Raw genomic sequence first — 21,497 nt, forward strand, 5'->3', positions numbered from 1 at the left:
ACAAAGAACTTCGACGGTTCCAAAGAGTTCCGAGGACGCAGGCAGGCATGCAGCTAGCAGATAAGCATGAGGGGACGACGACAAAGGCCTTCGCAGGCCTGCGGGTGCTGGATTTTTCGACCACGATCGCGGGGCCCCATTGCACGCGGATGCTCGCCGACATGGGCGCCGAGATCATCAAGATCGAGACCGACGGCGGGGAGACGATGCGGACCCGGCCTCCCTTGCGCAACGGCTGCAGCACCGCGTTCGGCCAGCTCAATGTCGGCAAGAAGAGCGTGGTCCTCGACCTCAAGTCCGAGGATGGCAAGGAGGCGGTGCGCCGGTTGGCCGCGACATCGGACATTCTGGTCGAGAACTTCCGTCCCGGCGTGATGCGTCGCCTTCGGCTCCACTACGACAGCCTGCGTCAGGTCAACCCGAGGCTGATCTACTGCTCGATCTCCGGCTACGGCCAGACCGGCCCTTCGGCCGAACTGCCGGCCTACGCCCCGGTGATCCACGCGGCCTCAGGCTACGACATGGCGCATCTCGCCTACCAGCCGGGCCGCAACCGTCCGGACTATTGCGGCATCTACCACGCCGACGTCGTCACCGGGACCTACGGTTTCGGCGCGATCGCGTCCGCGCTCTATCAGCGCACCGTGACCGGTGTTGGTCAGCACATCGACGTCTCCATGCTGGAAACGATGCTGTCGCTGACGCTGACCGAGCTGCAGAGCTCGCAATTCACGGTGGCGCCGCCGCCACGCCCGATGTTCGGACCGACCGAGACGGCAAGCGGCTACGTCATGATCACGATCGCCAGCGAGAAGACATTCCAGGCCCTGATGGGGGTGATCGGCCGCCCCGACTGGGTCTCCGATCCACGCTTCGCCACCTATGCCGCGCGCCGCGAGAACTGGGCCGAGCTGATGGATGGCGTCGAAGTCTGGTCGCGGCAGCTTTCGACCGATGCATGCCTGCGCGTTCTTGGTGCTGCCGGCGTGCCGGCCTCGGCCTATCGCAGCGTGTCCGAGGCCTTGGCCGATCCGCAGCTTGCACATCGCCGGGCGCTCTCGGAGGTGCGGGACGAGGGCGGCTCGTTCCAGGTGCTCAACCTGCCGTTTCGGATGTCCGCGGCTGACACGACGCCGGCCAAGACCGTGTCCGTGCTCGGCGAGCACACAAGCGCGTTGCGCGAGGAGATCGGCCTTGCGAGCGGCTTATCAATTCCGCCAGGCAAAATAGCCGCGACATCCTGAGTCGCATCGCCGCCACATGCGGCGTTTGAACTCTCGTTGGTTCCTCTTGCCGAGGCGAGCATTTGTCGCCAAGCTCGCGTCCGAGTCATTCAACGATCCGAAACATCGGACGCGGGATCCCGGGAGGAACCATGACGAACGCGGCGGCCGTGGCACGCAAGCGCGTGCCTATTTTCCTCGTTGCGGTATTTGCACTGGCAACGCCGGTGCAGGCGCAGAAATCGGGCGGCAGCATCACCGTCGGTCAGGAGCTGGAGATCGCAGGCTTCGATCCGCTCAAGGTCGGCGTCTACGACACCTCGACCTTCACCGCCGCCGCCGCGATCTTCGACACGCTCACAACGCTGAATGACAAGGGCGAGGCGGCGCCGAAGCTCGCGCTGTCCTGGACCCATTCCGACGATTACAAGAGCTGGACCTTCAAGCTCCGCGAAGGCGTGAAATTCCACGACGGCACGCCATTCAATGCGCAGGCCTTCAAGGAGAATTTCGACCGGCAGAAGGACCCCGCCAACAAGTGCCGCTGCGCCTTCTACATCACCAACGTCAAGGAGGTGCTGGCGCCGGACGAACATACGGTGATCTTCAATCTGACCGATCCTTCGGTGAATTGGCCGGCAGTGATCACCATCCAGAGCTCGAACAACGTCATTCATTCGCCGACGGCCTGGAAGACCAAGGGCGATGATTACAACCGCAATCCCGTCGGCACCGGTCCCTACATCCTGAAATCCTGGACCGCCGGCGACCGCATGGTGCTGGAGAAGAACCCCAATTACTGGGACAAGGGCCGTCCCTATCTCGACCGCATCATCCTGAAGCCGCTGCCGGATGCGCAGTCGCGCTTCGCCTCGCTGCAATCGGGCGAGGCCGACATCATCTGGGACGACGAGAACGACGCCGACAACATCATGAAGGCGCAGAAGGACTCCAAGCTCACGGTGCACACCTACAAGGGCTCGGGCGCGCAAGTCTACGCCTTCAACACCAAGGTGCCGCCCTTCGACGACGTGCGGGTGCGGCAGGCGCTGGTGATGGCGATCGACCGTCCGAAGATGTCGCAGGCGATCAGCAATGGCCTCAGCCGACCTGCGAGCAATCCCTACGGCGACGGCTCCTGGGTCAAGTGCAAGGACGACGGTGCGCTGCCGTTCGACGTCGAGAAGGCCAAGGCGCTGATCAAGGAGTACGGCAAGCCGGTCGAGTTCAAGATGCTGGTGACCGCAACGCCCCGCGGCCGCATGATCGGCCAGGTGCTGCAGCAATTCTGGAAGCGCGCCGGCGCCAACATGGAGATCGAGCAGGTCGATCAGGCCACGATTCCGACGCGCGCCTTCACCCGTCAGTTCCAGCTGACGCCGTGGCGCATCGTCGATCTCGCCGATCCCGATCCGCAGATGTACGCGAACTTCCGCAGCGGCAGCCCGCTGGCGCTCGCCGGCTTCTCCGATCCCGAGCTCGACAGGCTTCTGGACCACGCACGCGTCACCGCCGACATCACCCAGCGCACCGAAGATTACTGCGCCATCAGCCGCCTGATCAACAAGGAGGCGATCTGGTTCTGGACCTTCCAGAACACTTACTACGCGCTGTCGAGCGCCAGGCTGAAGGGCTTTCCCAAGATCTACAACGGCGTGATCGACGTCTCGACCACCTGGCTGGAATGACCTCGCGATGCTGAACTTCGTCGTTCGGCGGCTCCTTGCGATGCTGCCGGTGCTGCTCGCGGTCTCGCTGCTCACGTTCCTGATCGCCTCGCTGCTGCCGGGCGATCTCGCGCTCGTCATTCTCGGCGACCAGGCAACGCCGGAGAATGTCGCGGCGCTGCGCCGCGACATGGGGCTCGACCAGCCGCTGTGGTGGCGATACCTGAGCTGGCTCGGCCATGTGTTGCAGGGCGATCTCGGCCGCTCGTTCCGCACCGGGCAGACCGTGCTGCAGGCGGTGGCGGAGCGCATCCCGGTCTCGCTGCAGCTGATGCTGATGGCCGAGTTCATCGGGCTCCTGATCGGCGTTCCCGTCGCGATCGCCTGTGCCGCGCGCGCCGGCGGCGCGTTCGACCGCTTCATGACCGGCAGCGCGTTCGCGATGCTGTCGATGCCGTCGTTCCTGACCGCGATCCTGCTGATCTATCTTTTCGCGGTCGAGCTGCGCTGGCTGCCGGCGACCGGCTATGTGCCGTTCACCGAGGCACCGCTGGCCAATTTGCGCTTCTTCGTGCTGCCGGCGCTGACATTGGCGCTGGCGGAATGGCCGGGCATCATGCGCGTGCTGCGCTCCGACATGATCGCGACCTTGCAGGAGGATTACATTGCGCTGGCCAAAGCAAAGGGCCTCAAGCCATCGCGCATCCTGTTCGTGCATGCGCTCAAGCCTTCGTCGCTGACCCTGGTGACGGTGACGGGCATCAATATCGGCCGCCTGCTCGGCGGCACGCTGATCGTGGAATCGATCTTCGCGCTGCCCGGCATCGGCCGGCTGCTGGTCGGGGCGATCTACACCCGCGACCTCGTCATCCTCCAGGGCGTGGTGCTGCTGGTCGCCTGCGGCTTCGTCATCGTCAATTTCATCGTCGACATGCTCTACGCCGTGCTCGATCCGAGGATCCGCCATGGCCACGCTTGAGCTGTCGATCCAGGACGAGGAGGCGGTTGCGCCGGTCGGCCGCAAGCGCAAGCTCGGCCTGTTGTTCTGGATCGCAAGCGCCTGGCTTGCGATCATCCTTTCGCTCGCGATCCTGGCGCCGGTGCTGCCGCTGCAGAACCCCGTCGACATGGACATGCTGGAACGGCGCGCCGCCTTCTCCTGGGAGCATTGGCTCGGCACCGACGGGCTCGGCCGCGACGAGCTCGCCCGGCTGATCTTTGGCGCGCGGGTGTCGCTGGCGGTCGGGCTGATCGCGCCCATGATCGGCCTCGTCATCGGCGGCGCGCTCGGCCTGCTGGCCGGCTATTTCCGTGGCCGGTTCGAGACGCTGGTGGTCGGCAGCATGGACGTCCTGCTCGCCTTTCCGCCGCTGATCTTCGCGCTCGCGGTGGTCGCCTATCTCGGGCAGTCGGTCCCTAACCTCACAATGGTCCTTGGCGTGCTCGGCATTCCCGCCTTCGTGCGCGTGGCGCGCGCGGCGACGCTGACGCTGGCGCGGCGCGAGTTCGTGATCGCGGCCGAGGCGCTCGGCGCCAGCCATGCGCGCATCCTCCTGCGCGAGCTGCTGCCGAACGTCATCCTGCCGCTGCTCGCCTTCTTCCTGCTCGGCGTCGCCGTCACCATCGTGGTCGAGGGCGCGCTGTCCTTCCTTGGCCTCGGCGTGCCGCCGCCGATGGCGAGCTGGGGCAGCATGATCGGGGAGGGACGCGACAGCCTCGACGTCGCGCCGCGGCTGGCGTTCCTGCCGGCGGCCGGACTGTTCCTCACCGTGCTGGCCTTCAACCTCGTCGGCGACACCTTGCGGGCCCTCACCGATCCACGTCAGGGGGCACTGTGAGCGCGCCGCTCTTGACCATCGAGGATGTTGCGGTCGAGCTGCCGACCCCGCGCGGAAACCTGCGCGCCGTCGATCACGTCGACCTTTCGCTGCAGGCCGGACGCACGCTCGGGATCGTCGGTGAATCCGGCTGCGGCAAGACCATGCTGTCGCGCGCCGTGCTGCAGCTGCTGCCGAAGAAGGCGAAGCTGACGGGCCGGGTGATGTTCGACGGACAGGATCTGGTGCGGCTCGAGCCTGAAAGCCTGCGGCGCTTGCGCGGACGCGATCTCGCGGTCGTGTTCCAGGACCCCATGACCTCGCTCAACCCGGTGCTCACCATCGGCACGCAGCTGATGGAGACGATCCAGGAGCACCTCGAGCTCGACGCCCCCGCCGCGAAGGCGCGCAGCATCGAGCTGCTCGCCGCCGTCGGCATTCCCGCGCCGGAGCAGCGGCTCGCGCAATATCCGCATCAATGCTCCGGCGGCATGCGCCAGCGCATCGCGATTGCGATCGCACTGTCCTGCGAGCCGAAGCTCCTGATCGCGGACGAGCCGACCACCGCGCTCGACGTCACCATCCAGGCGCAGATCCTCGATCTGCTCGCGCGCGAGCAGCGCCGCCGCCACATGGCGATGATCATTATTACCCACGATCTCGGCGTCGTCGCCGGCCGCGCCGACGAGGTCGCGGTGATGTATGCGGGCCGGGTGGTGGAGCGCGCGCCGACGCAGGTCTTGTTCAAGCGCATGCACATGCCCTACACCGAGGCGCTGCTGGCGGCGATCCCGAAGCTGGATGCCGCGCCGCATACGCCGCTGCCGGCGATCTCGGGCCGTCCACCCGATCCGACGCGGCCGCTGAAGGGCTGCTCCTTCGCGCCGCGCTGCAATTATTCCACCGCGCGCTGTCATGAGGCCAAACCGGTCCTGACGAGTGCCGAGATGCCGGGGCATGTCTATGCCTGCTTCCACCCGATCCGGATGACGGAGGGGATCGAGGCATGATGCAGCTTGCTGTGCGCCCCGCGCCGCTTCTGAACGTCGACAATCTCGTCGTCGAATATGGCCTCGGCAACAAGATTGTTCATGCCGTCTCCGGTGTCAGCCTCCAGGTTGCGCGCGGCGAGACGCTCGGACTGGTCGGCGAATCCGGCTGCGGCAAGTCGACGCTCGGCCGCGCCGTGCTGCAACTGCGCCGCGCCAAGTCCGGCCGCGTGATGTTTGACGGCGCGGACCTCACCGCGATGGAGGGCGAGGCGCTGCGCAGGATGCGCCGCCGCGTGCAGCTGATCTTTCAGGACCCGATCGCCTCGCTCAACCCGCGCCGGCGCATCGGCGACATCGTCGCCGAGCCGCTGATCATCGCTGGCGTCAAGGATGCCGCCGAACGCAAACGGCGCGTTCACGAGGTGCTCTCTGCGGTCGGGCTCGACCCCGATCTCGTGGCCAACCGCCTGCCGCACGAATTCTCCGGCGGCCAGTGCCAGCGCATCTGTATCGCGCGGTCGCTGGTGCTCAACCCCGAATTCATCGTCTGCGACGAACCGGTCTCGGCGCTCGACGTCTCCATTCGCGCGCAGATCCTCAACCTGCTGGAGGAGATGAAGGCGCGCTTCGGCCTGACGCTGCTGTTCATCGCCCATGACCTCGCGGTGGTCAAAGCGGTCAGCGATCGCGTCGCGGTGATGTATCTCGGCCGGCTCTGCGAGGTCGGCCCTTCCGAGCAATTGTTCGCGCGGCCTGCGCATCCCTACACCGCGCTGCTGTTGCAGGCGATCCCGGTGCCCGATCCAGACGTTCGTCCCGCCGAAAGTGTGGCGGCCGGCGAGCCGCCATCGCCGATTGCGCCACCATCCGGCTGCCGCTTCCGCACCCGCTGCCCGCGGGCCGATCAGCGATGCAGCGCGGAGATACCGGAGTTGCGCGAGGTCGCTCCCGGCCAGTTCGCGGCTTGCCACCATCCGCTGGCTTGAACTAAGACCGGTTTGTCTCGCCGCGCCGACCGTGGCATGGTGGTGCGACAACAAGAAGCATGCGGGAGGACGCCGATGAAGAGTTTCAAGGTTGCCGATTTCAAGGCACCGCTGCAGGAGTTCGACGAGGCGACGCCGCAGCCCGCGGGCACGCAGGTGCTGATCAAGGTGAAGGCCGCCGGTGTCTGCCACAGCGACCTTCACATCTGGGAAGGCGGCTACGATCTCGGCCATGGCCGCAAGCCGCTCTCGTTGAAGGACCGCGGCATCAACCTGCCGCTGACCATGGGCCACGAGACCGTCGGCGAGGTCCTCGCCTTCGGCCCGGACGTGAAGCCGACCGACCAGGGCGACCTGAAGGTCGGCGATGTCGGCCTGGTCTATCCCTGGATCGGCTGCGGCAAATGTGCCACGTGCCTCGCCGGTGACGAGAACATGTGCCTGACGCCGCGCTCGCTCGGGGTCTATTGCGACGGCGGCTATTCCGATCACATGCTGGTGCCGCATCCGCGCTACCTGCTCAATCTGAAGGGCCTCGATCCCGCGACGACCGCGCCCTATGCCTGCTCCGGCGTCACCACCTATAGCGCGCTGAAGAAGGTCGAGCAGCATTTCGACACGCCGATCGTGATGTTCGGCGCCGGCGGTCTCGGCCTGATGGCGCTGTCGCTGCTGAAAGCGATGGGCGGCAAGGGCGCGATCATGGTCGATATCGACGCCAGGAAGCGCGAGGCCGCGGAGAAGGCCGGCGCGCTCGCGACCGTCGATCCCAAGGCGCCGGATGCACTGGAGCAGCTTGCGAAGAAGGCCGGCGGGCCGATCCGCGCCGTGATCGACCTCGTCGGCAACTCTGCTACGACGCAGCTCGGCTTCGATTGCCTGACCAAAGGCGGCAAGCTCGTCATCGTCGGCCTGTTCGGCGGCGGTGCGACCTGGGCGCTGCCGCTGATTCCGATCAAGGCAGTGACGATCCAGGGCAGTTATGTCGGAAACCTGCGCGAAACGCAGGAGCTGCTCGACCTCGTGCGGTCGAAGAAGGTGCCGCCGATCCCGGTGACGCAGCAACCGCTCGCCAAGGCCAACGACGCGCTGCTGCAATTGCAGCAGGGCGCGGTGGTAGGGCGTACGGTGCTGACGCCGTAACGAACGCTCTCTCCGTCGTCATTGCGAGGAGCGAAGCGACGAAGAAATCCAGGCTGCCTCCGCGGAAAGATTCTGGATTGCTTCGCTTCGCTCGCAATGACGACTTGGCTAACTCCTTCCTCGAGGCTTCCATGTCCGCAAACAACGCCTTCCACATTGCCGTGCTCGCCGGTGACGGCATTGGTCCGGAGGTCATGGCGCCGGCGCTCGAGGTGCTGCGCAAGGTCGGCGAAAAATCCGGCCTCGGCTTCCGCTTCACCGAGGCTCCGGCCGGCGCCAACCATTATGTCGCGACCGGCAAGTCGATGCCGGATAGCACCATCAAGCTCTGCGAGGAGGCTGACGCGATCCTGCTGGGCGCCTGCGGCCTGCCATCGGTGCGCTACCCCGACAATACCGAGATCGCGCCGCAGATCGAGCTGCGTTTCATCTTCGATCTCTATGCCGGCGTGCGCCCCGCACGCCTCATTCCGGGCGTGCCGAGCCCGATCGTCGGCGCGGACCAGCGCGGCATCGATCTCGTCGTGATCCGGGAGTCCACCGAAGGACTGTTCGCCTCGATGGGCAAGGGCGTCGTCACCCATGAGGACGCGCGCGAGACCATGGTGATCACGCGCAAAACCTCCGAGCGCCTGTTCGAGTTCTCGTTCCGCCTCGCCGAGCGGCGCAAGGCGCGCGGCAAGCCCGGTGCGCTCACCTGCGTCGACAAGGCGAACGTGTTCAAGGCCTTTGCGTTCTTCCGCGGCATCTTCGACGAGATCGAGAAGAAGCATCCAGGCGTGAAGACCGACCGGCTCTATGTCGATGCCTGCTCGGCGATGCTGGTCAAGCGTCCCTGGGATTTCGACGTGATGGTGATGGAGAACATGTTCGGCGACATCGTCTCCGACATCACCGCGAGCCTGATCGGCGGCCTCGGCATGGCGCCGTCGGCCGACATCGGCGACAAGTACGCGGTGTTCCAGCCCTGCCACGGCACGGCGCCCGATATCATGGGGCAGGGCAAGGCCAATCCCACCGGCATGATCCTGTCCGCCGCGATGATGCTGGATTGGCTCGCCGACAAACACGGCGTCGAGAGCGCCGCGGAGGCCGGCGAGACGATCGAGCGTGCGGTGGACCAAGTCTATGCCGGCGGCATCAAGCCGATGGAATTCGGCGGCAGCAACGGCACGGCTGACATCACGAAGGCGGTGCTTGCGGCGCTGTAGTTGAAGCGCGCGCGAAAGCGGTCCTCGGGGCCCTACGTCATTTACCAGCGACGCCAGTGGCGGTGGCCGTAATAGCCATATGGCCGTGGCCCGTAGAAACGGCGTGGGCCGTAATAGCCATAGGCACCGTAATAGTTTGGTCGCCACCAGCAGCGGCCCCAAGCGTTGCAGACCATGCGGACCTGATCGATATTCGCAGCCGGACCGCTTGCGATCTTGTCGGCCTGCGGGATACCGTTCGGCATTGCCGCAAGCGCCGGTCCCGACGCGAGCGACACACCACCCACCGCAGCCAGCGCAAGAACAGCAATTCTGAGTTTCATCGCAATCTCCCTCGTTGGTGGCGGGAGAACTTGCGGGAGATCAACTGGTTGCTATGGCGACTGGGCCGCGCGCGGAATTTAATCTTCCTGAATGTCGGTTCAGCTTCAGCGGCCCTGAAACTGCGGCTTGCGCTTTGCCATGAAGGCCTGGCGGCCTTCCCGGAAATCATCCGAGTCCATGCAGGCATTGCCGATCGCCTTGATCGCGTCCATGTCGCGTGCGCTCTCGTCTTTCAAGACCTGCGCAATGGTGATCTTGGCGGCCTTGATCGCGAGCGGAGCATTCTGCGCGATCGTCTCGGCAATCGTCATGGTCTCGCCCCAGAGCTCGCCTTGCGGGAACACGCGCTCGACGAGGCCGATGCGCAGCGCCTCGGCGGCATCGATGCGCATGCCCGTGTACATCAGGAGCCGCGCCCAGGACGGGCCGACCAGCGACACCAGATGCTTCAAGCCGTCATAACCATAGGCGATGCCAAGCCGGGCCGCGGGAATGCCGAACTGGCTGTCCTGCGAGGCGAGGCGGATGTCGGCGAGCATCGCGACCTGCATGCCGCCGCCGAGGCAATAACCGTCGATGCAGGCGATGGTCGGCTTGGGATAGTCGGCGAGGAGGGCGCGCTGGGCGGCGCTGCGCCTGGCGTATTGCTCGGACGCCGCCGCGTTGTGCCTGACCTTCTCGAACTGGCTGATGTCGGCGCCCGAGACGAACGCCTTGCCGCCGGCGCCGCGCAGGATCACGACGCGCACCTTGTCGTCGTCGCGCAAGGCGGTCAGCGCCTCGCCAAATCCCTCCCACATCTCCAGCGACATCGCGTTGCGCTTGTCGGGATTGTTGAAAGTGATCACGCCGACGCCGTCGGCCGTGTGCGTGAGGATCTTGCCGTCGGCGTAGGGTTTTTCGGTCATGCTGAAAGTGTCTGGCATCGCGCGCTCGCTGCTCGGTGGCGAGGCGCAATGTGCGGCGCAGGCGCCGCCGCGGTCAACCGGCGCTGGAGAGCAGAGCCTGCATCCGGCCGTGCTGCGATTGCATGGCGCACGACGGGGCCGAGACCCGAAGGAAGATTGCCAGGAAAAAGGGGCGGTCAGGCCGCTCCGAAAATCAAGGCCACGCGCGAATCGCGCGCGGGCCAAGTCAAGTTCAGATCGGATCCAGCCGATCTCGTGCAATCCGGCCGCGTCCCCGTGACGCGGCGGATTGAACGTCGGCCGTGAAGGCCGGACCGTCGATCGGCCTCAGCTCTCGTTCGCCGCGATCGATTCCATCAGCGAGACGAGCTGACGCTGCACCGTCTGATCCTTGATCTTGCTGTAGGCGCGCAGCAGGCGGAGGCTGAAGGCCGAGTCGAGGAAGAGCAGGCTCTCGACTTCGCGGGCCTTGTTGTCACCGTCGTAGAAGAAGGTCACGGGCACATCGAGGGCGGAGGCGATCTGCTGAAGCCGGGCCGCACCGACGCGATTGACGCCCTTCTCGTATTTCTGCACCTGCTGGAAGCTGACGCCGAGCTTCTCGCCGAGCTCGGCCTGCGAGATCTTCATCTCGACGCGCCGCAGACGAATCCGCTTGCCAAGCTCGATGTCCGGCTTGCCCGCGCTGCGCTGCTTCATTCTTTTCGCCGCTGCTTTCATCTCTGTTTTCACCTTTGTTCTTCGGTTGAAAATCCCCCGAAGAGCTGGGTCAGGGGTTCGCCCATATACGAGTGCTTGAATTCGTGCGGGTGCACGAACTCTTCCTTAAACCACGGGAAACGAGCCGGATTGAAAGCCTCGATCAGCCAGTCAATCATGTGCCTCACGCGCGGAATACGGCCGCTACCGGGATGGTAGGACAGCCAGATATCCAGCGGCCGGTTCAGCTCGACCTCCAGTGGAATCAACTTCCCGCCAAGCGCGATGGCGTAGCTCGGGAAGACGCCGATGCCGGCGCCATTCGCGACCGCCCAATAATTGGCGCTCGAGACGTTGGTCTTCATGACCAGAAGGTCACGTTCGGACACGCCCGGGAAGAAGCTCTCGAAAGATTCCTTGGCGGCGAGCTGGTCGGCGAATTGCAGCACCAGACGATGCTTGATCAATTCCGCCGCCGAGCGCGGCGCGCCATGCTTCTCGATGTATTTCTCGGAGGCCCAGAACATCAGATGCATGCGGCCGAGCCGCACCAGCTTGATGTCGAGCGCCGAGGGACGGGACAGATGGATGGCGACGTCGGCCTCATGGCGCGAGACGTCGGCCGAGCGCATCGCGCAATGCAGGTCGACCAGGATCTTCGGATAGGCCTGCTGGAATTCGACCAGGCGCGGGGCCAGCCAGAATGTGCCGAGCCCCTCGGTGACGGCGACGCGGACCTCGCCGGACAGGGCGTTGGCCATCGAATCGCTGGCGCGCAGCACGTCGAAGGTGGCCGCTTCCATGCGCTCGACGGCGGAGACCACCAGCGCGCCCTCATCGGTCAGATGGGTGCCGTGGACGTCGCGGGTGAATAACGTGGTGCCGGTCTGGCGTTCGAAATCGTCGATCCGGCGCCGCACGGCGTTGATCGACAGCGACAGGCGCTCGGCCGCCGAGCGAAAGCTTCCGCTTCGCACGACTTCCAAAAATATGCGGGCGGTGTCCCAATCCGAGAGGCCGCTGACATTTGTCTTTGGGCGTTCCGCCAGCGGAACGCCCCTTTCCGCCAAGGAGTGCATACAATTTCCTTTGGAAAGCTAAACTGGCAGAATCTGGAGCAAACCACAACCACGACGGGTTGGGGAACGACGAGTTTTGAACGTCATCCTTACTACCTGAGGGCGGTATTTGGATGCTGCCATGAGCTGGAAATTCGGGCGAGACTATTGGCTCGACTGAGGGGTATGGCGTGAGTTCCGTTGCGAGCCGCAAAATGGCTGCGGGATTGCCGGCGCTGTCCGCAATGAATGATCTTGCGCGCAAGTCCATGCTGTCGCCGCTGATGGATCGACACACCGCATCAGGCGTTTGCTCCCAAAGCATTTCGGCGATCGCCGATGGTGCCGCATGGCGATGGCGGCCGGAAATACGGTTCCACAGCAGAAACACACTGAAATCCGGTTCGAAGGCGCAGTCGCCTCGTGCTATCTTTTGTTTTCCATGGGGGGCCCAAGGGGCGTGAGCGATACGTCTCGCAGGCCGAATTAACGGAAAGAACGCCGGTGTCGCATTCAGACGAACAGTTGCAGTCGGTGCTGGAAACGCTCGAGGAGTGCCGCAGGGTTCTCAATGCGTGCAACAGCCGTGAGTCGGCCGAGATGCTGTCCATCGTCATCCTCGACGTCAGGATGAAACTGAAAGGAATTGACAGTGCCGATCTCAAGGCGCTGTGCGACGAAATGCTGCGGAGCGCTGCGAGCGAGCCGCCGCCCCCTTCCAAGCAGACGCAGGACCAGCCCCGGCGTCCGCTGCTCCGCGTGGTGAAGTAGCCGCGCCGCCGAATCCCGCTTTTTGGCGAGGTTTGTGCGCGTCCCGATGCCGCATCTGTGATCACGGAGGGCATCGGGAGGAGCCTTGGTTTTGTGCGCCTCAGTTGCGCATTCTCCGGCATCGGCTACACCAGAGCCGGTTCGGCTCCGGGCCGGGCGCGTTCCCTGCGCGCCGTACCGGGGCCTGAGATGGCTCCGACTGCATCATGCAAAATGTTTCGATCCCGGCGGCGCTGATTGCCGGCCTCGTCAGCTTCCTCTCGCCTTGCGTCCTGCCTCTGGTTCCGCCCTATCTGATCTACCTCACGGGCGCCACGATCGAGCATGTCGAGAGCGACGAGCCGGCCGCGGCCTCCAAGCGCGCGATCATGATGTCGGCGCTCCTGTTCGTGCTCGGCTTCTCCACCATCTTCGTGGCGCTCGGCGCCAGCGCTTCGCTGATCGGCGGGCTGATCCGGGCCTGGTCGGCGGAGCTGTCGATCCTCGCCGGTATCGTCATCATCGTCATGGGCCTGCACTTCCTCGGCCTGACGCGCATCGGCCTTCTGATGCGCGAGGGGCGGCTGCCGATCCCCAAACCGGTCGGCCTGTGGGGCGCCTATATCATGGGTCTTGCCTTCGCCTTCGGCTGGACGCCCTGCATCGGCCCGATCCTCGCCGCGATCCTCTCGATCGCCGCGGCGGAAGCCACGGTGACGAGGGGCGCCGGCCTGCTCGCGGTCTATTCCGCAGGCCTCGGCATTCCGTTCCTGATCGCCGCGCTGATGATCGAGCAGTTCTCCGCGCTGTTCGCGCGCATGAAGGGCCACCTCGTCAATGTCGAGCGCGCCATGGGCGCCTTGATGGTGATCACCGGCATCGGCTTTCTCACCGGCGCGGTCTCGAATGTGAGCATCTGGCTGCTGGAGACGTTTCCGGCGCTGCAGACGATCGGTTAGGGCGCAGGGGACCGGGTTTTCACGGACGAAAAAGTAGAGGAACCGTTGGAACCCGTCAGGCATGCTGTCAGGGAACGACGATTCCAAACCTTTCCGGTCCCGAGACGTTTGCATCGGGGACAAACTCGCATGGTGGAGATCACGTGACCAAGACATTGCGCTTAGAACCCTTGCCGGACAACGCGGCTTTGGTTGCTTGGCAATTTTTGGGGCAGCCGTTGCAGGAGTGGCCGAGCTGGGTTCAGTCGAATTGCTCGCTGCAGAAGGATGCCGACGGAAAATTCGAGCTTCGGCACGAGCGGCGCAGCGGCACTCAGATCGTCTATCTCGGCGAATGGCTGGTGAGAGATCTCGATGGCGGCGTCGACTTCTACACCGACGCTGAGATCTGGTCGCGGTTCGCTGCCAAACGCTGAAGCCCGATTGGGCCGGCGGTCGATCGCGCCTTAGTCTTTCCTGCTCGAGCTGCGGGCGATCAAAAGCCTGTGTCGTCGGTGGGGCAAAAAGCCTCGCGGTAGGACACATCCATAGAATGCAATCTGTGGTAATGTTTCGTCGTACTACACCCTGAGGGGCAATTCTTCTGAACGTATACTGAAACGAGAATTTTAGATCACGACATCTTCGGCGCCCCTCTCCCCTACAGCATTTTGAGCAGGAGCAAGCGATGGGAACCGACGTGAATGTTCATCCCGGTCATGGCAAGGCCGGACGTCAACCGACGCGACAATTTCTGGATACGCTTTCCGGACACGACGATCCGGGCATGTTTGGCCGGATGTTTCCGACCCTGGAGCCGCTGGCTGTCGACGACGGTCCGCTGCATGAACTCGCCGACGCGATGAAGGATCCCGCCCCCGGCGACGCCGCCGGAAACAATCCCAATGTCCCAGCGGGTTTCACTTATCTCGGGCAATTCGTCGATCATGATATCACGCTCGATCTGACCTCCTTCGGCGAGAAGGAAGCCGATCCGACCGCGGTCACGAATTTTCGCACGCCCGCGCTCGATCTAGACAGCATCTATGGTCTCGGTCCCGACGGAAGCCGTCATCTGTACGCGCGCAATTCGGCGACCGACAACGGCAAGACGCCGGGGCCCAAGCTGCTGATTGGCAAGACCGTCAACGTCGATGCCATCACGGGCGATCATCGCAGCGACCTGCCGCGCAATCCCGAGGGGTTTGCCCTGATCGGCGATCACCGCAACGACGAGAACCTGCTCGTCGCGCAAACCCATCTTGCGATGCTGAAGTTTCACAACAAGGTCTGCGATCAGCTCGCAGCGTCCGGCAAGCCGGCGGGCGAGATCTTCGAGGAAGCGCGCCGGATCGTGACCTGGCACTACCAATGGATGGTCCTGCACGATTTCGTGGAGCGGATCACCGAGAAGGGGACCGTCGCGAAGATTCTCGAGCAGGGGCGGCGTTTCTACCGCTTCAAGAAGACACCCTACATGCCCGTCGAATTTTCAGCCGCCGTCTACCGTCTCGGCCACAGCATGGTGCGCCAGGTCTATAGCCACAACCGGATCTTCACGCCCGGCGGCCTCACTCCGGCAACCCTGGATCTGCTGTTCAGGTTCACCGGGCTGTCGGGCGGCATCATCGGCGATCTGGCGCCAAACCCGATTCAGCCGCCGCTCCCGCTTCCGGTGCTTTCGAGCAACTGGATCATCGACTGGCGGCGCTTCTATCAGGTGCTGCCGAACAATCCTGCCGGCGTGACGCTCAATCCGTCGCGCAAGATCGATCCGTTCGTCGTGCCGCAACTCCACACCTTGCCCGGCGACGGCGGCAGCCTGCCGTTCCGCAATCTCAAGCGCGGCGTGCTGTTGGGCCTGCCCTCCGGGCAGGACGTCGCCAAGGCCATGAAGATCAAGAACCCGCTGACGCCGGCCGAAATCTCCAAGGGGACCGACGGCGCGGTGGCGAAGAAGCACGGCCTGCACGAGCACACCCCGCTCTGGTACTACATCCTCAAGGAGGCGGAACAGCGGGGCGGCGGCGAAAGGCTCGGGCCGGTCGGCGCGACCCTGCTCGCCGAGGTCTTCGTCGGCCTCGTCCATGGCGACCACCAGTCGTATCTCTGGCTCAAGGGCAAGAACTGGAAGCCGACGCTGCCCTCGCAGGTGCCGGGCGAGTTCACGATGGCCGATCTGCTGCGTTTCGTCGGGGACATCAGCCCGATCGACGGCATCTCGACGGTCTAGACCATGATCCGGAAAACCGCGCGACGCGGTTTTCCGGACAGATCGACGTCATGCGATCAACTCGGGGAGGGAGGCCGCCGCGGAGACGGCCGCTCTCCCGTCCTGATCAGTCGATTTCCTGCACGACGGTGCGTGAGCCGGGATCGACCAGCATCACGCGCTCTCCCGAATAGACGTAGCGATACTTCGTCAGCGACGGGCCCCAATCGGACGGAACCGCCTCGAGCTCGACGTCGCTCGGCACCGTCGCGCCGACGATGATCTTCTCCTTCGTCGTGACCGGGCGGATGCGATGTTCGGTGACGTAGGATTTGATCTTGGTCCTGTATTGCGGCTCGATCTGAACCGCGGCCGCATGGCCGGTTCCCGTCGTGGTCACCACGGTGGATTGCGCAAAAGCGCCGGTCGAGATCAACGCTGCCGCGGCGGACAGCAGGAACAGCCTCTTCATCCTGGTTCTCCTCTGAGGTGAATAGCGCCGCACCAACATCTCATCGCGGGTGGCGTTCCCGGCGATTAGGAACAAATTGCCAGTTTTTCCCGTTGGGATCAGCAGGCAACGAGCCCTGCAATCTGGAGGAGGAGAACATGAAGTTGAGAATAGCGTCCGCAGCGCTGATGGTTGCTGCGTTGTCCCTGCCGGCGTTCGCGGCCGACGAGTTTTACGTCGTCCAGGACGTCAAGACCAAGAAGTGCACCATCGTCGACAAGAAGCCGACGGACACGTCCATGACCGTCGTCAGTCCCTCGGGCACGATCTACAAGACGCGCACTGAGGCTGAGAGCGGCATGAAGACGGTCAAGGTCTGCACGTCCAACTAAGGAGGAGCGTGATGCCAGTGTTGATTCTGTGGGCCGTGCCGGCGATCATCGTGATCGGCGGCGGCATCTATCTGATCGGTCATTTGCATTAGGGCTTCGAGGAGCCGCGCGGTCCTCTTGCGTGCAGCGCACAGGTCCGCACGGCTGCCTCCTGAGCGCGCCGGCCGGAGCGCCCGTTGCAGTGCAGCAGGTCGTGCCGGAGCAGCGCCGCGACGATGAGGGCCGGCAACGCACGCGAAATCACTTCCGTCCCGTCGAGGTTTTTCATACGCTTGCCTCTCACAAGCCGCATAACGGCTGCGCTCACGGCCCGGCGACAGGGCTGGAGCATCAAAGGGAGGGGAGACGATGAAGCGAAGGTCATTTCTCGCTGGGATCGGCGCAACCACTGCGGCAGCTGCCATTGGCATGCCGTCGATCCTGAGGGCGCAAGCTCCGATCACGCTGAACGGTGCCGTGCAGTTCAATGACGATCATGCCTTCAACCGGGCCCTGCTGCGGTTCGAGGAGTTGGTGAAGAAATACTACGGCAAGCCCGTCAACTTCACCTTGCACAGGAACTCCTCGCTCGGCCTCGAGAAGCAGTATTTCGAATACATGTCGCAGGGCAAGGCAGTCGACTACGGCATCGTCTCGCCGGCCCACATGTCGACCTTCGCCAAGGCGGCCCCGTTCATCGATGCGCCCTTCGTGTTCAAGGGCATCGAGCACATGAACAAGGTGGTCGAAGCCAATATCCTGGCGCCGATCGCCGACGAGGTCGCGACCAAGGCCGAGGTCGTTCTGATCGGTTATGCCGGCGGCGGCATCCGCAACATCTTCGCCAACAAGCCGCTCAAGACCCTCGCCGATCTCAAAGGCCTCAAGGTCCGCGTGCAGGGCGCGCCGATCTGGTCGAAGACCTTCGCGGCCGTCGGCATGAGCCCGACCGTGATCGCCTATAACGAGATCTACAACGCGATCCAGAACGGGGTCATATCGGCCGGCGAGAACGAGGCGGCCGGCGTCGAGGCGATGAAGTTCTACGAAGTGGCCCCGCATCTCAACCTGACCCAGCACGCCGTGTCGATCCGGCCGATCTGCTTCTCGGTGAAGACGCTGAAGACCCTGCCGAAGGATCTGCAGGACGCGATCATGAAGGCGGGCAAGGAGGCCGGCGATTACGGCCGCCAGCTCGAGTCCAGCGAGGAGGTCGTCAAGCTCGACACGCTGGAGAAGGCCGGCAAGCTCAAGCGCGTTCCGTTCGAGGAGCGGGATGCCATGAAGAAGCTCGCCGACCCCGTGATGGCCACCTACGCCAAGGAGATCGGCGCGGAGGGCATTTTCGAGAAGATCAACATCGTCTGAGGCCGCCTTGTCCGCCGACAGCATCCCGGGCAGGCCCCGCTTCCTGCCCGGACATGGCGGATGAGCGCCGTACGGAGCTCCAATGTCCGAAATGCACGTCCCGTCCACACCCTCGCTGTGGCGTCGCGTCACCGCGGCCTACGCGAAATTGCTGGAATTCCTGCTTGCCGCCTGCGTCGGCATCCTGGTTATCCCCGTCACGTTGCAAATCGTCTCACGCTACACGCCGTTCATTCCCTCCTACATCTGGACGGAGGAGATGGCGCGATTCCTGTTCATCTGGACCATCATGATCGGCGCCATGGTGGGCATCCGCGAAGCGCAGCATTTCGAGGTCGACGTGTGGCCCGATCTGTCGCGGCGGTCGGAGGCCGCGGTGCGGATCATCGCGCGGCTCGGCGTGCTGGCACTGGCCCTCGTGTTCGTGTTGGCCGGAATCGAATTCACGCGCTTTGCCTGGAACAGGACGTCGGAGCTGGCCGATCTGCCGCTCTGGCTGATCCACGTCGCCTGGCCGGCGGCCGGCGTGACGTGGATCGTGTTTGCGGGCGAACAGATCCTTGATGAAATGCGCGTTCTGGTCGGGGCACAGAGATGAGCGGCACTGTACTTTCTGCCGGACAGGCCGCGATGGTGCTGTTCGGGGTCTTCATCGGCCTGCTGATCGTGCGCGTTCCGGTCGCCTTTGCGCTCGGCCTTGCCTGCGTACCGATCCTTCTGATCGAGCCGCGCCTGTCGCCGATGATGCTCGCCCAGGAAACCTTCAACGCCTACAATTCCTTCATCCTGCTCGCGGTGCCGTTCTTCCTCTTGACGGCGAACCTGATGAGCATCGGCGGCATCACCGACCGTCTGGTGGCGCTGTCGCGCTCGATGGTTGGGCACTGGCCGGGATCGTTGGCGCAGATCAACGTCGTGCTGTCGGTGTTCTTTGCCGGCATCTCGGGCTCCTCGACGGCCGATGCCGCCAGCCAGTCCAAGATCTTCATCGATGCGCAGAGCAAGGAGGGCTACGATCTTTCGTTCTCCATCGCCATCACGGCGGTGTCTGCAGTTCTAGCCGTCATCATCCCGCCGTCGATCCTGATGATCGTGTGGGGCGGGCTGATCTCGACCTCGATCGCGGCGATGTATCTGGCCGGCATCGTGCCGGGCCTTTTGATCGCGGGCGCGCAGATGGCGACGGTGCACATCTATGCGGTGCGCCGCGGCTATCCGACCTATCCGAAGGCGACCTGGGTCGAGATGCGATGTGCGATCTGGCGGTCGATACCGGCGTTGATGACGCCGTTCATCATCGTCGGCGGCATTCTGCTCGGCTGGTTCACCGCGACCGAGTCCGCCTGCGTCGCAGTGCTCTATTCCGTAGGGCTCTCTGCATTCTTCTATCGCGAGACAGGTCTACGCGAATTGTACAAGGCGCTGCTCGATACCGGGCGCCTGGCCGGCGTTGCCTTGTTCTGCGTGGGCACGGCGAGCGCGTTCGGCTGGCTGCTGGCCTACTACAAGATCCCGCAGGAACTCTTGGCGAATGTCTCGACCTGGGGCATGGGCACGGTCACGGCGGGCTTCTTCATCGCATTCTGCTTTCTGGTGGTGGGCTGCTTCCTCGACGCCATCCCGGCGATCATCATCGTCGGCACCGTGCTGGAGCCGCTCGCCAAGTCCGTCGATCTCCATCCGGTCCAGTTCGCGATCATTTCTATCGTGTCGCTGGCCTTCGGACTGGTGACGCCGCCCTATGGCCTCTGTCTGATGATCGCCTGCTCGATCGCCGGCGTGCGGCTGCGCTATGCCCTGAAGGACACGGTGATCATGCTGATCCCGATGCTGCTCGTGCTGGCGGCGCTCATCGTCTGGCCCAGCGTATCGCTGTTCCTGCCGCGCCTGATCGTGCCGGAGATGCTCAAATGAGCGCTTGATCATGCGATCCCGCGGCCGGCAGCCGCGGGATCGGCCGCGATTGGTTACAGGTTGCTCTCGGTGATTGCGGCGTAGACCATGCTGCGCAGCTCGCGGCGGAGCGGGTAAGCACTCGACGGCAGCACCTGGGTCATCAAGATCGTGATCAGCTCCTCGGCGGGATCGATCCAGAACGAGGTCGTGGCGGCGCCGCCCCAATTGTATTCGCCGGGGCTGCCGGCGATCAGGGTCTCCGCCGGGCGCATGGTGACGGCGAAGCCGAGACCGAAGCCGATGCCGTTGTAAGTCGCTTCGGAGAACAGCGAGCGCGAGACGTCCGGCAGCGCTCGGCCACCCGGAATGTGGTTGGTCGTCATCAGCGCCAGCGTCTTCGGCCCGATCAGCCTGACGCCACCGAGCTCGCCGCCATTGAGCAGCGCGCGGCAGAAGGTGAGATAGTCGGCGACCGTCGAGCACAGGCCGCCGCCACCGGAGATGAACGAGGGCGGCGACAGGAACGAGCTCGTTGTCGGATCGTCCTGAAGTGTCAGCCCCTCGCGGCGCTGGCCGGCATGGAAGGCCGTGCCGCCGCCCGGGTCCGCCGAATAGCAGGCCGCGAAGCGATGCGCCTTCGATGCCGGCACGTGGAAGTCGGTGTCGGTCATGCCGAGCGGATCGAGGATGCGCGATTTGAGGAACTGCTCGAACGGCATGCCCGAGATCTTGCCGATGAGATAGCCGATCACGTCGGTTGCGACGGAATAGTTCCAGGACTCGCCCGGCGAGAACTCCAGCGGGATCTTTGCCAGGCCCTCGATCATGCTCTGCAGCGTGCCGGATTTCTCGACCTCGCCGATCTTCTCGGTGCGATAGGCGGCATCGACGTTGGAGCGCTGCTGGAAGCCGTAGGTCAGTCCAGACGTGTGGCGCAAGAGGTCGACGATCAGCATCGGCCGGGAGGGCGGCCGGGTCAGGAACGCCGGATAGGTGCCGGCGACGAACACGCCGAGATCCTTCCACTCCGGAATGTATTTGGCGACGGGCTCGTCGATCGCGACGAGCCCTTCCTCGACCAGCATCATGAAGGCGACGCTGGTGAGCGGCTTGGTCATGGAATAGATGCGGTAGATCGTATCGTCCTTCACCGCCACCTTGCGCTCGACGTCGGCAAAGCCCTGCACCGAGCTGTGCGCGACCTTGCCGCGGCGGTAGACCAGAAGATGCGTGCCCGGGAAGCGTCCGGCATCGATGTACCGGCGCTTGAGATGCGCATCGACGCGGTCGAGCGCAGCCTTGGACATGCCGACGGATTCGGGCGAGGCAGGGGTGGGGGCGAGCATCAGTTCCTCCGGGGCGTTTTGTCGGAAAGTTGATACCGAAATGGTGGCCGCATTCCAAGTCGGTTGCGCTTAACGAGGCCGGGCCGCGTGGTGTAGACTCGGCCTCGGAACGCAAGGAGCCCGCCCGGGCCAACGAT

The 21,497-nt window shown here is 64.3% G+C and carries 23 protein-coding genes; 16 read left to right on the forward strand and 7 right to left on the reverse strand.

What is annotated here, in order from left to right; translation table 11 throughout:
• The first annotated feature begins 47 nt into the window (after window positions 1–47).
• The 8 genes from DCG74_RS16045 to DCG74_RS16080 all read left to right on the forward strand — a co-directional run bounded on the left by DCG74_RS16045 (window position 48) and on the right by DCG74_RS16080 (window position 9,039).
• A complete protein-coding gene (locus DCG74_RS16045) occupies window positions 48–1,244 on the forward strand; it encodes a CaiB/BaiF CoA-transferase family protein (protein WP_172783932.1) in 1,197 nt (398 codons plus the stop codon).
• A gap of 131 nt (window positions 1,245–1,375) precedes the next feature.
• Window positions 1,376–2,911, forward strand: a complete 1,536-nt coding sequence (locus DCG74_RS16050; protein ID WP_172783933.1) for an ABC transporter substrate-binding protein — start codon at window positions 1,376–1,378, stop codon at window positions 2,909–2,911.
• A gap of 7 nt (window positions 2,912–2,918) precedes the next feature.
• Window positions 2,919–3,869: an ABC transporter permease gene (locus DCG74_RS16055; RefSeq protein WP_172783934.1), complete on the forward strand. Its 951-nt coding sequence runs from the start codon at window positions 2,919–2,921 to the stop codon at window positions 3,867–3,869.
• Window positions 3,856–4,728: an ABC transporter permease gene (locus tag DCG74_RS16060; protein WP_172783935.1), complete on the forward strand. Its 873-nt coding sequence runs from the start codon at window positions 3,856–3,858 to the stop codon at window positions 4,726–4,728. The genes DCG74_RS16055 and DCG74_RS16060 overlap by 14 nt, the downstream gene beginning before the upstream one ends.
• On the forward strand, window positions 4,725–5,717 hold the full coding sequence (locus DCG74_RS16065) for an ABC transporter ATP-binding protein (RefSeq protein WP_172783936.1): 993 nt from the start codon (window positions 4,725–4,727) through the stop codon (window positions 5,715–5,717). Before DCG74_RS16060 ends, DCG74_RS16065 begins: the two co-directional genes overlap by 4 nt.
• A gap of 11 nt (window positions 5,718–5,728) precedes the next feature.
• Window positions 5,729–6,685: an ABC transporter ATP-binding protein gene (locus DCG74_RS16070; RefSeq protein ID WP_373569530.1), complete on the forward strand. Its 957-nt coding sequence runs from the start codon at window positions 5,729–5,731 to the stop codon at window positions 6,683–6,685.
• 75 nt (window positions 6,686–6,760) lie between these two features.
• The gene (locus tag DCG74_RS16075; RefSeq protein ID WP_172783938.1) at window positions 6,761–7,828 is read left to right on the forward strand and encodes an alcohol dehydrogenase; all 1,068 of its coding nucleotides are present in this window, start codon (window positions 6,761–6,763) and stop codon (window positions 7,826–7,828) included.
• A 131-nt stretch (window positions 7,829–7,959) separates the two neighbouring features.
• On the forward strand, window positions 7,960–9,039 hold the full coding sequence (locus DCG74_RS16080) for an isocitrate/isopropylmalate dehydrogenase family protein (protein WP_172783939.1): 1,080 nt from the start codon (window positions 7,960–7,962) through the stop codon (window positions 9,037–9,039).
• A 41-nt stretch (window positions 9,040–9,080) separates the two neighbouring features.
• Here the strand turns inward: DCG74_RS16080 and DCG74_RS16085 are convergent, their stop codons facing one another.
• From DCG74_RS16085 to DCG74_RS16100, 4 genes are all read right to left on the reverse strand, one after another.
• Window positions 9,081–9,362 (reverse strand): hypothetical protein, encoded by a 282-nt coding sequence (locus DCG74_RS16085; protein WP_172783940.1) that lies wholly within the window; start codon window positions 9,360–9,362, stop codon window positions 9,081–9,083.
• 105 nt (window positions 9,363–9,467) lie between these two features.
• Window positions 9,468–10,289: an enoyl-CoA hydratase gene (locus tag DCG74_RS16090; protein ID WP_172783941.1), complete on the reverse strand. Its 822-nt coding sequence runs from the start codon at window positions 10,287–10,289 to the stop codon at window positions 9,468–9,470.
• A gap of 309 nt (window positions 10,290–10,598) precedes the next feature.
• On the reverse strand, window positions 10,599–10,970 hold the full coding sequence (locus DCG74_RS16095; RefSeq protein WP_020608151.1) for a helix-turn-helix domain-containing protein: 372 nt from the start codon (window positions 10,968–10,970) through the stop codon (window positions 10,599–10,601).
• A gap of 29 nt (window positions 10,971–10,999) precedes the next feature.
• The gene (locus DCG74_RS16100; protein ID WP_172783942.1) at window positions 11,000–12,049 is read right to left on the reverse strand and encodes a LysR family transcriptional regulator; all 1,050 of its coding nucleotides are present in this window, start codon (window positions 12,047–12,049) and stop codon (window positions 11,000–11,002) included.
• A 483-nt stretch (window positions 12,050–12,532) separates the two neighbouring features.
• Between DCG74_RS16100 and DCG74_RS16105 the strand changes: the two genes are divergently transcribed.
• The 4 genes from DCG74_RS16105 (at window position 12,533) to DCG74_RS16120 (ending at window position 15,949) form a co-directional block, all read left to right on the forward strand.
• The gene (locus DCG74_RS16105; RefSeq protein WP_025034806.1) at window positions 12,533–12,799 is read left to right on the forward strand and encodes a hypothetical protein; all 267 of its coding nucleotides are present in this window, start codon (window positions 12,533–12,535) and stop codon (window positions 12,797–12,799) included.
• A 206-nt stretch (window positions 12,800–13,005) separates the two neighbouring features.
• A complete protein-coding gene (locus tag DCG74_RS16110) occupies window positions 13,006–13,737 on the forward strand; it encodes a cytochrome c biogenesis CcdA family protein (RefSeq protein ID WP_172783943.1) in 732 nt (243 codons plus the stop codon).
• Between the two features lie 143 nt (window positions 13,738–13,880).
• Window positions 13,881–14,153 (forward strand): hypothetical protein, encoded by a 273-nt coding sequence (locus tag DCG74_RS16115; protein ID WP_172783944.1) that lies wholly within the window; start codon window positions 13,881–13,883, stop codon window positions 14,151–14,153.
• A gap of 251 nt (window positions 14,154–14,404) precedes the next feature.
• Window positions 14,405–15,949, forward strand: a complete 1,545-nt coding sequence (locus DCG74_RS16120) for a heme peroxidase family protein (RefSeq protein WP_172783945.1) — start codon at window positions 14,405–14,407, stop codon at window positions 15,947–15,949.
• Between the two features lie 106 nt (window positions 15,950–16,055).
• On the opposite strand, the gene DCG74_RS16125 is transcribed toward DCG74_RS16120, so the two are convergent.
• The gene (locus DCG74_RS16125; RefSeq protein ID WP_172783946.1) at window positions 16,056–16,400 is read right to left on the reverse strand and encodes a DUF1236 domain-containing protein; all 345 of its coding nucleotides are present in this window, start codon (window positions 16,398–16,400) and stop codon (window positions 16,056–16,058) included.
• Window positions 16,401–16,537: 137 nt separating this feature from the next.
• Between DCG74_RS16125 and DCG74_RS16130 the strand changes: the two genes are divergently transcribed.
• Window positions 16,538–16,771, forward strand: coding sequence for a hypothetical protein (locus DCG74_RS16130; RefSeq protein WP_172783947.1), 234 nt, complete (start codon window positions 16,538–16,540; stop codon window positions 16,769–16,771).
• An 88-nt stretch (window positions 16,772–16,859) separates the two neighbouring features.
• Here the strand turns inward: DCG74_RS16130 and DCG74_RS16135 are convergent, their stop codons facing one another.
• On the reverse strand, window positions 16,860–17,039 hold the full coding sequence (locus DCG74_RS16135) for a hypothetical protein (protein ID WP_172783948.1): 180 nt from the start codon (window positions 17,037–17,039) through the stop codon (window positions 16,860–16,862).
• An 80-nt stretch (window positions 17,040–17,119) separates the two neighbouring features.
• On the opposite strand from DCG74_RS16135, the gene DCG74_RS16140 reads away from it, so the two are divergent.
• The 3 genes from DCG74_RS16140 (at window position 17,120) to DCG74_RS16150 (ending at window position 20,032) form a co-directional block, all read left to right on the forward strand.
• Window positions 17,120–18,118: a TRAP transporter substrate-binding protein gene (locus tag DCG74_RS16140; protein WP_172783949.1), complete on the forward strand. Its 999-nt coding sequence runs from the start codon at window positions 17,120–17,122 to the stop codon at window positions 18,116–18,118.
• Between the two features lie 82 nt (window positions 18,119–18,200).
• Window positions 18,201–18,716, forward strand: a complete 516-nt coding sequence (locus DCG74_RS16145) for a TRAP transporter small permease (RefSeq protein ID WP_172783950.1) — start codon at window positions 18,201–18,203, stop codon at window positions 18,714–18,716.
• On the forward strand, window positions 18,713–20,032 hold the full coding sequence (locus DCG74_RS16150; protein ID WP_172783951.1) for a TRAP transporter large permease: 1,320 nt from the start codon (window positions 18,713–18,715) through the stop codon (window positions 20,030–20,032). Before DCG74_RS16145 ends, DCG74_RS16150 begins: the two co-directional genes overlap by 4 nt.
• Window positions 20,033–20,085: 53 nt before the next feature.
• Here DCG74_RS16150 and DCG74_RS16155 read toward each other — a convergent pair whose 3' ends face one another.
• Window positions 20,086–21,360: a serine hydrolase gene (locus tag DCG74_RS16155; protein WP_172783952.1), complete on the reverse strand. Its 1,275-nt coding sequence runs from the start codon at window positions 21,358–21,360 to the stop codon at window positions 20,086–20,088.
• Between the last annotated feature and the right edge of the window lie 137 nt (window positions 21,361–21,497).

The sequence above is a fragment of the Bradyrhizobium sp. WBAH42 genome (assembly GCF_024585265.1).
Classification (GTDB): domain Bacteria; phylum Pseudomonadota; class Alphaproteobacteria; order Rhizobiales; family Xanthobacteraceae; genus Bradyrhizobium.

Excerpts from the sequence above, each read along its gene's own strand:
- DCG74_RS16045 (WP_172783932.1), top strand. The coding sequence starts at position 48 with ATGCAGCTAGCAGATAAGCATGAGGGGACGACGACAAAGGCCTTCGCA.
- DCG74_RS16050 (WP_172783933.1), top strand. The coding sequence starts at position 1,376 with ATGACGAACGCGGCGGCCGTGGCACGCAAGCGCGTGCCTATTTTCCTC.
- DCG74_RS16055 (WP_172783934.1), top strand. The coding sequence starts at position 2,919 with ATGCTGAACTTCGTCGTTCGGCGGCTCCTTGCGATGCTGCCGGTGCTG.
- DCG74_RS16060 (WP_172783935.1), top strand. The coding sequence starts at position 3,856 with ATGGCCACGCTTGAGCTGTCGATCCAGGACGAGGAGGCGGTTGCGCCG.
- DCG74_RS16075 (WP_172783938.1), top strand. The coding sequence starts at position 6,761 with ATGAAGAGTTTCAAGGTTGCCGATTTCAAGGCACCGCTGCAGGAGTTC.
- DCG74_RS16080 (WP_172783939.1), top strand. The coding sequence starts at position 7,960 with ATGTCCGCAAACAACGCCTTCCACATTGCCGTGCTCGCCGGTGACGGC.
- DCG74_RS16085 (WP_172783940.1), bottom strand. The coding sequence starts at position 9,362 with ATGAAACTCAGAATTGCTGTTCTTGCGCTGGCTGCGGTGGGTGGTGTG.
- DCG74_RS16090 (WP_172783941.1), bottom strand. The coding sequence starts at position 10,289 with ATGCCAGACACTTTCAGCATGACCGAAAAACCCTACGCCGACGGCAAG.
- DCG74_RS16095 (WP_020608151.1), bottom strand. The coding sequence starts at position 10,970 with ATGAAGCAGCGCAGCGCGGGCAAGCCGGACATCGAGCTTGGCAAGCGG.
- DCG74_RS16100 (WP_172783942.1), bottom strand. The coding sequence starts at position 12,049 with ATGCACTCCTTGGCGGAAAGGGGCGTTCCGCTGGCGGAACGCCCAAAG.
- DCG74_RS16110 (WP_172783943.1), top strand. The coding sequence starts at position 13,006 with ATGCAAAATGTTTCGATCCCGGCGGCGCTGATTGCCGGCCTCGTCAGC.
- DCG74_RS16120 (WP_172783945.1), top strand. The coding sequence starts at position 14,405 with ATGGGAACCGACGTGAATGTTCATCCCGGTCATGGCAAGGCCGGACGT.
- DCG74_RS16125 (WP_172783946.1), bottom strand. The coding sequence starts at position 16,400 with ATGAAGAGGCTGTTCCTGCTGTCCGCCGCGGCAGCGTTGATCTCGACC.
- DCG74_RS16130 (WP_172783947.1), top strand. The coding sequence starts at position 16,538 with ATGAAGTTGAGAATAGCGTCCGCAGCGCTGATGGTTGCTGCGTTGTCC.
- DCG74_RS16135 (WP_172783948.1), bottom strand. The coding sequence starts at position 17,039 with ATGAAAAACCTCGACGGGACGGAAGTGATTTCGCGTGCGTTGCCGGCC.
- DCG74_RS16140 (WP_172783949.1), top strand. The coding sequence starts at position 17,120 with ATGAAGCGAAGGTCATTTCTCGCTGGGATCGGCGCAACCACTGCGGCA.
- DCG74_RS16145 (WP_172783950.1), top strand. The coding sequence starts at position 18,201 with ATGTCCGAAATGCACGTCCCGTCCACACCCTCGCTGTGGCGTCGCGTC.
- DCG74_RS16150 (WP_172783951.1), top strand. The coding sequence starts at position 18,713 with ATGAGCGGCACTGTACTTTCTGCCGGACAGGCCGCGATGGTGCTGTTC.
- DCG74_RS16155 (WP_172783952.1), bottom strand. The coding sequence starts at position 21,360 with ATGCTCGCCCCCACCCCTGCCTCGCCCGAATCCGTCGGCATGTCCAAG.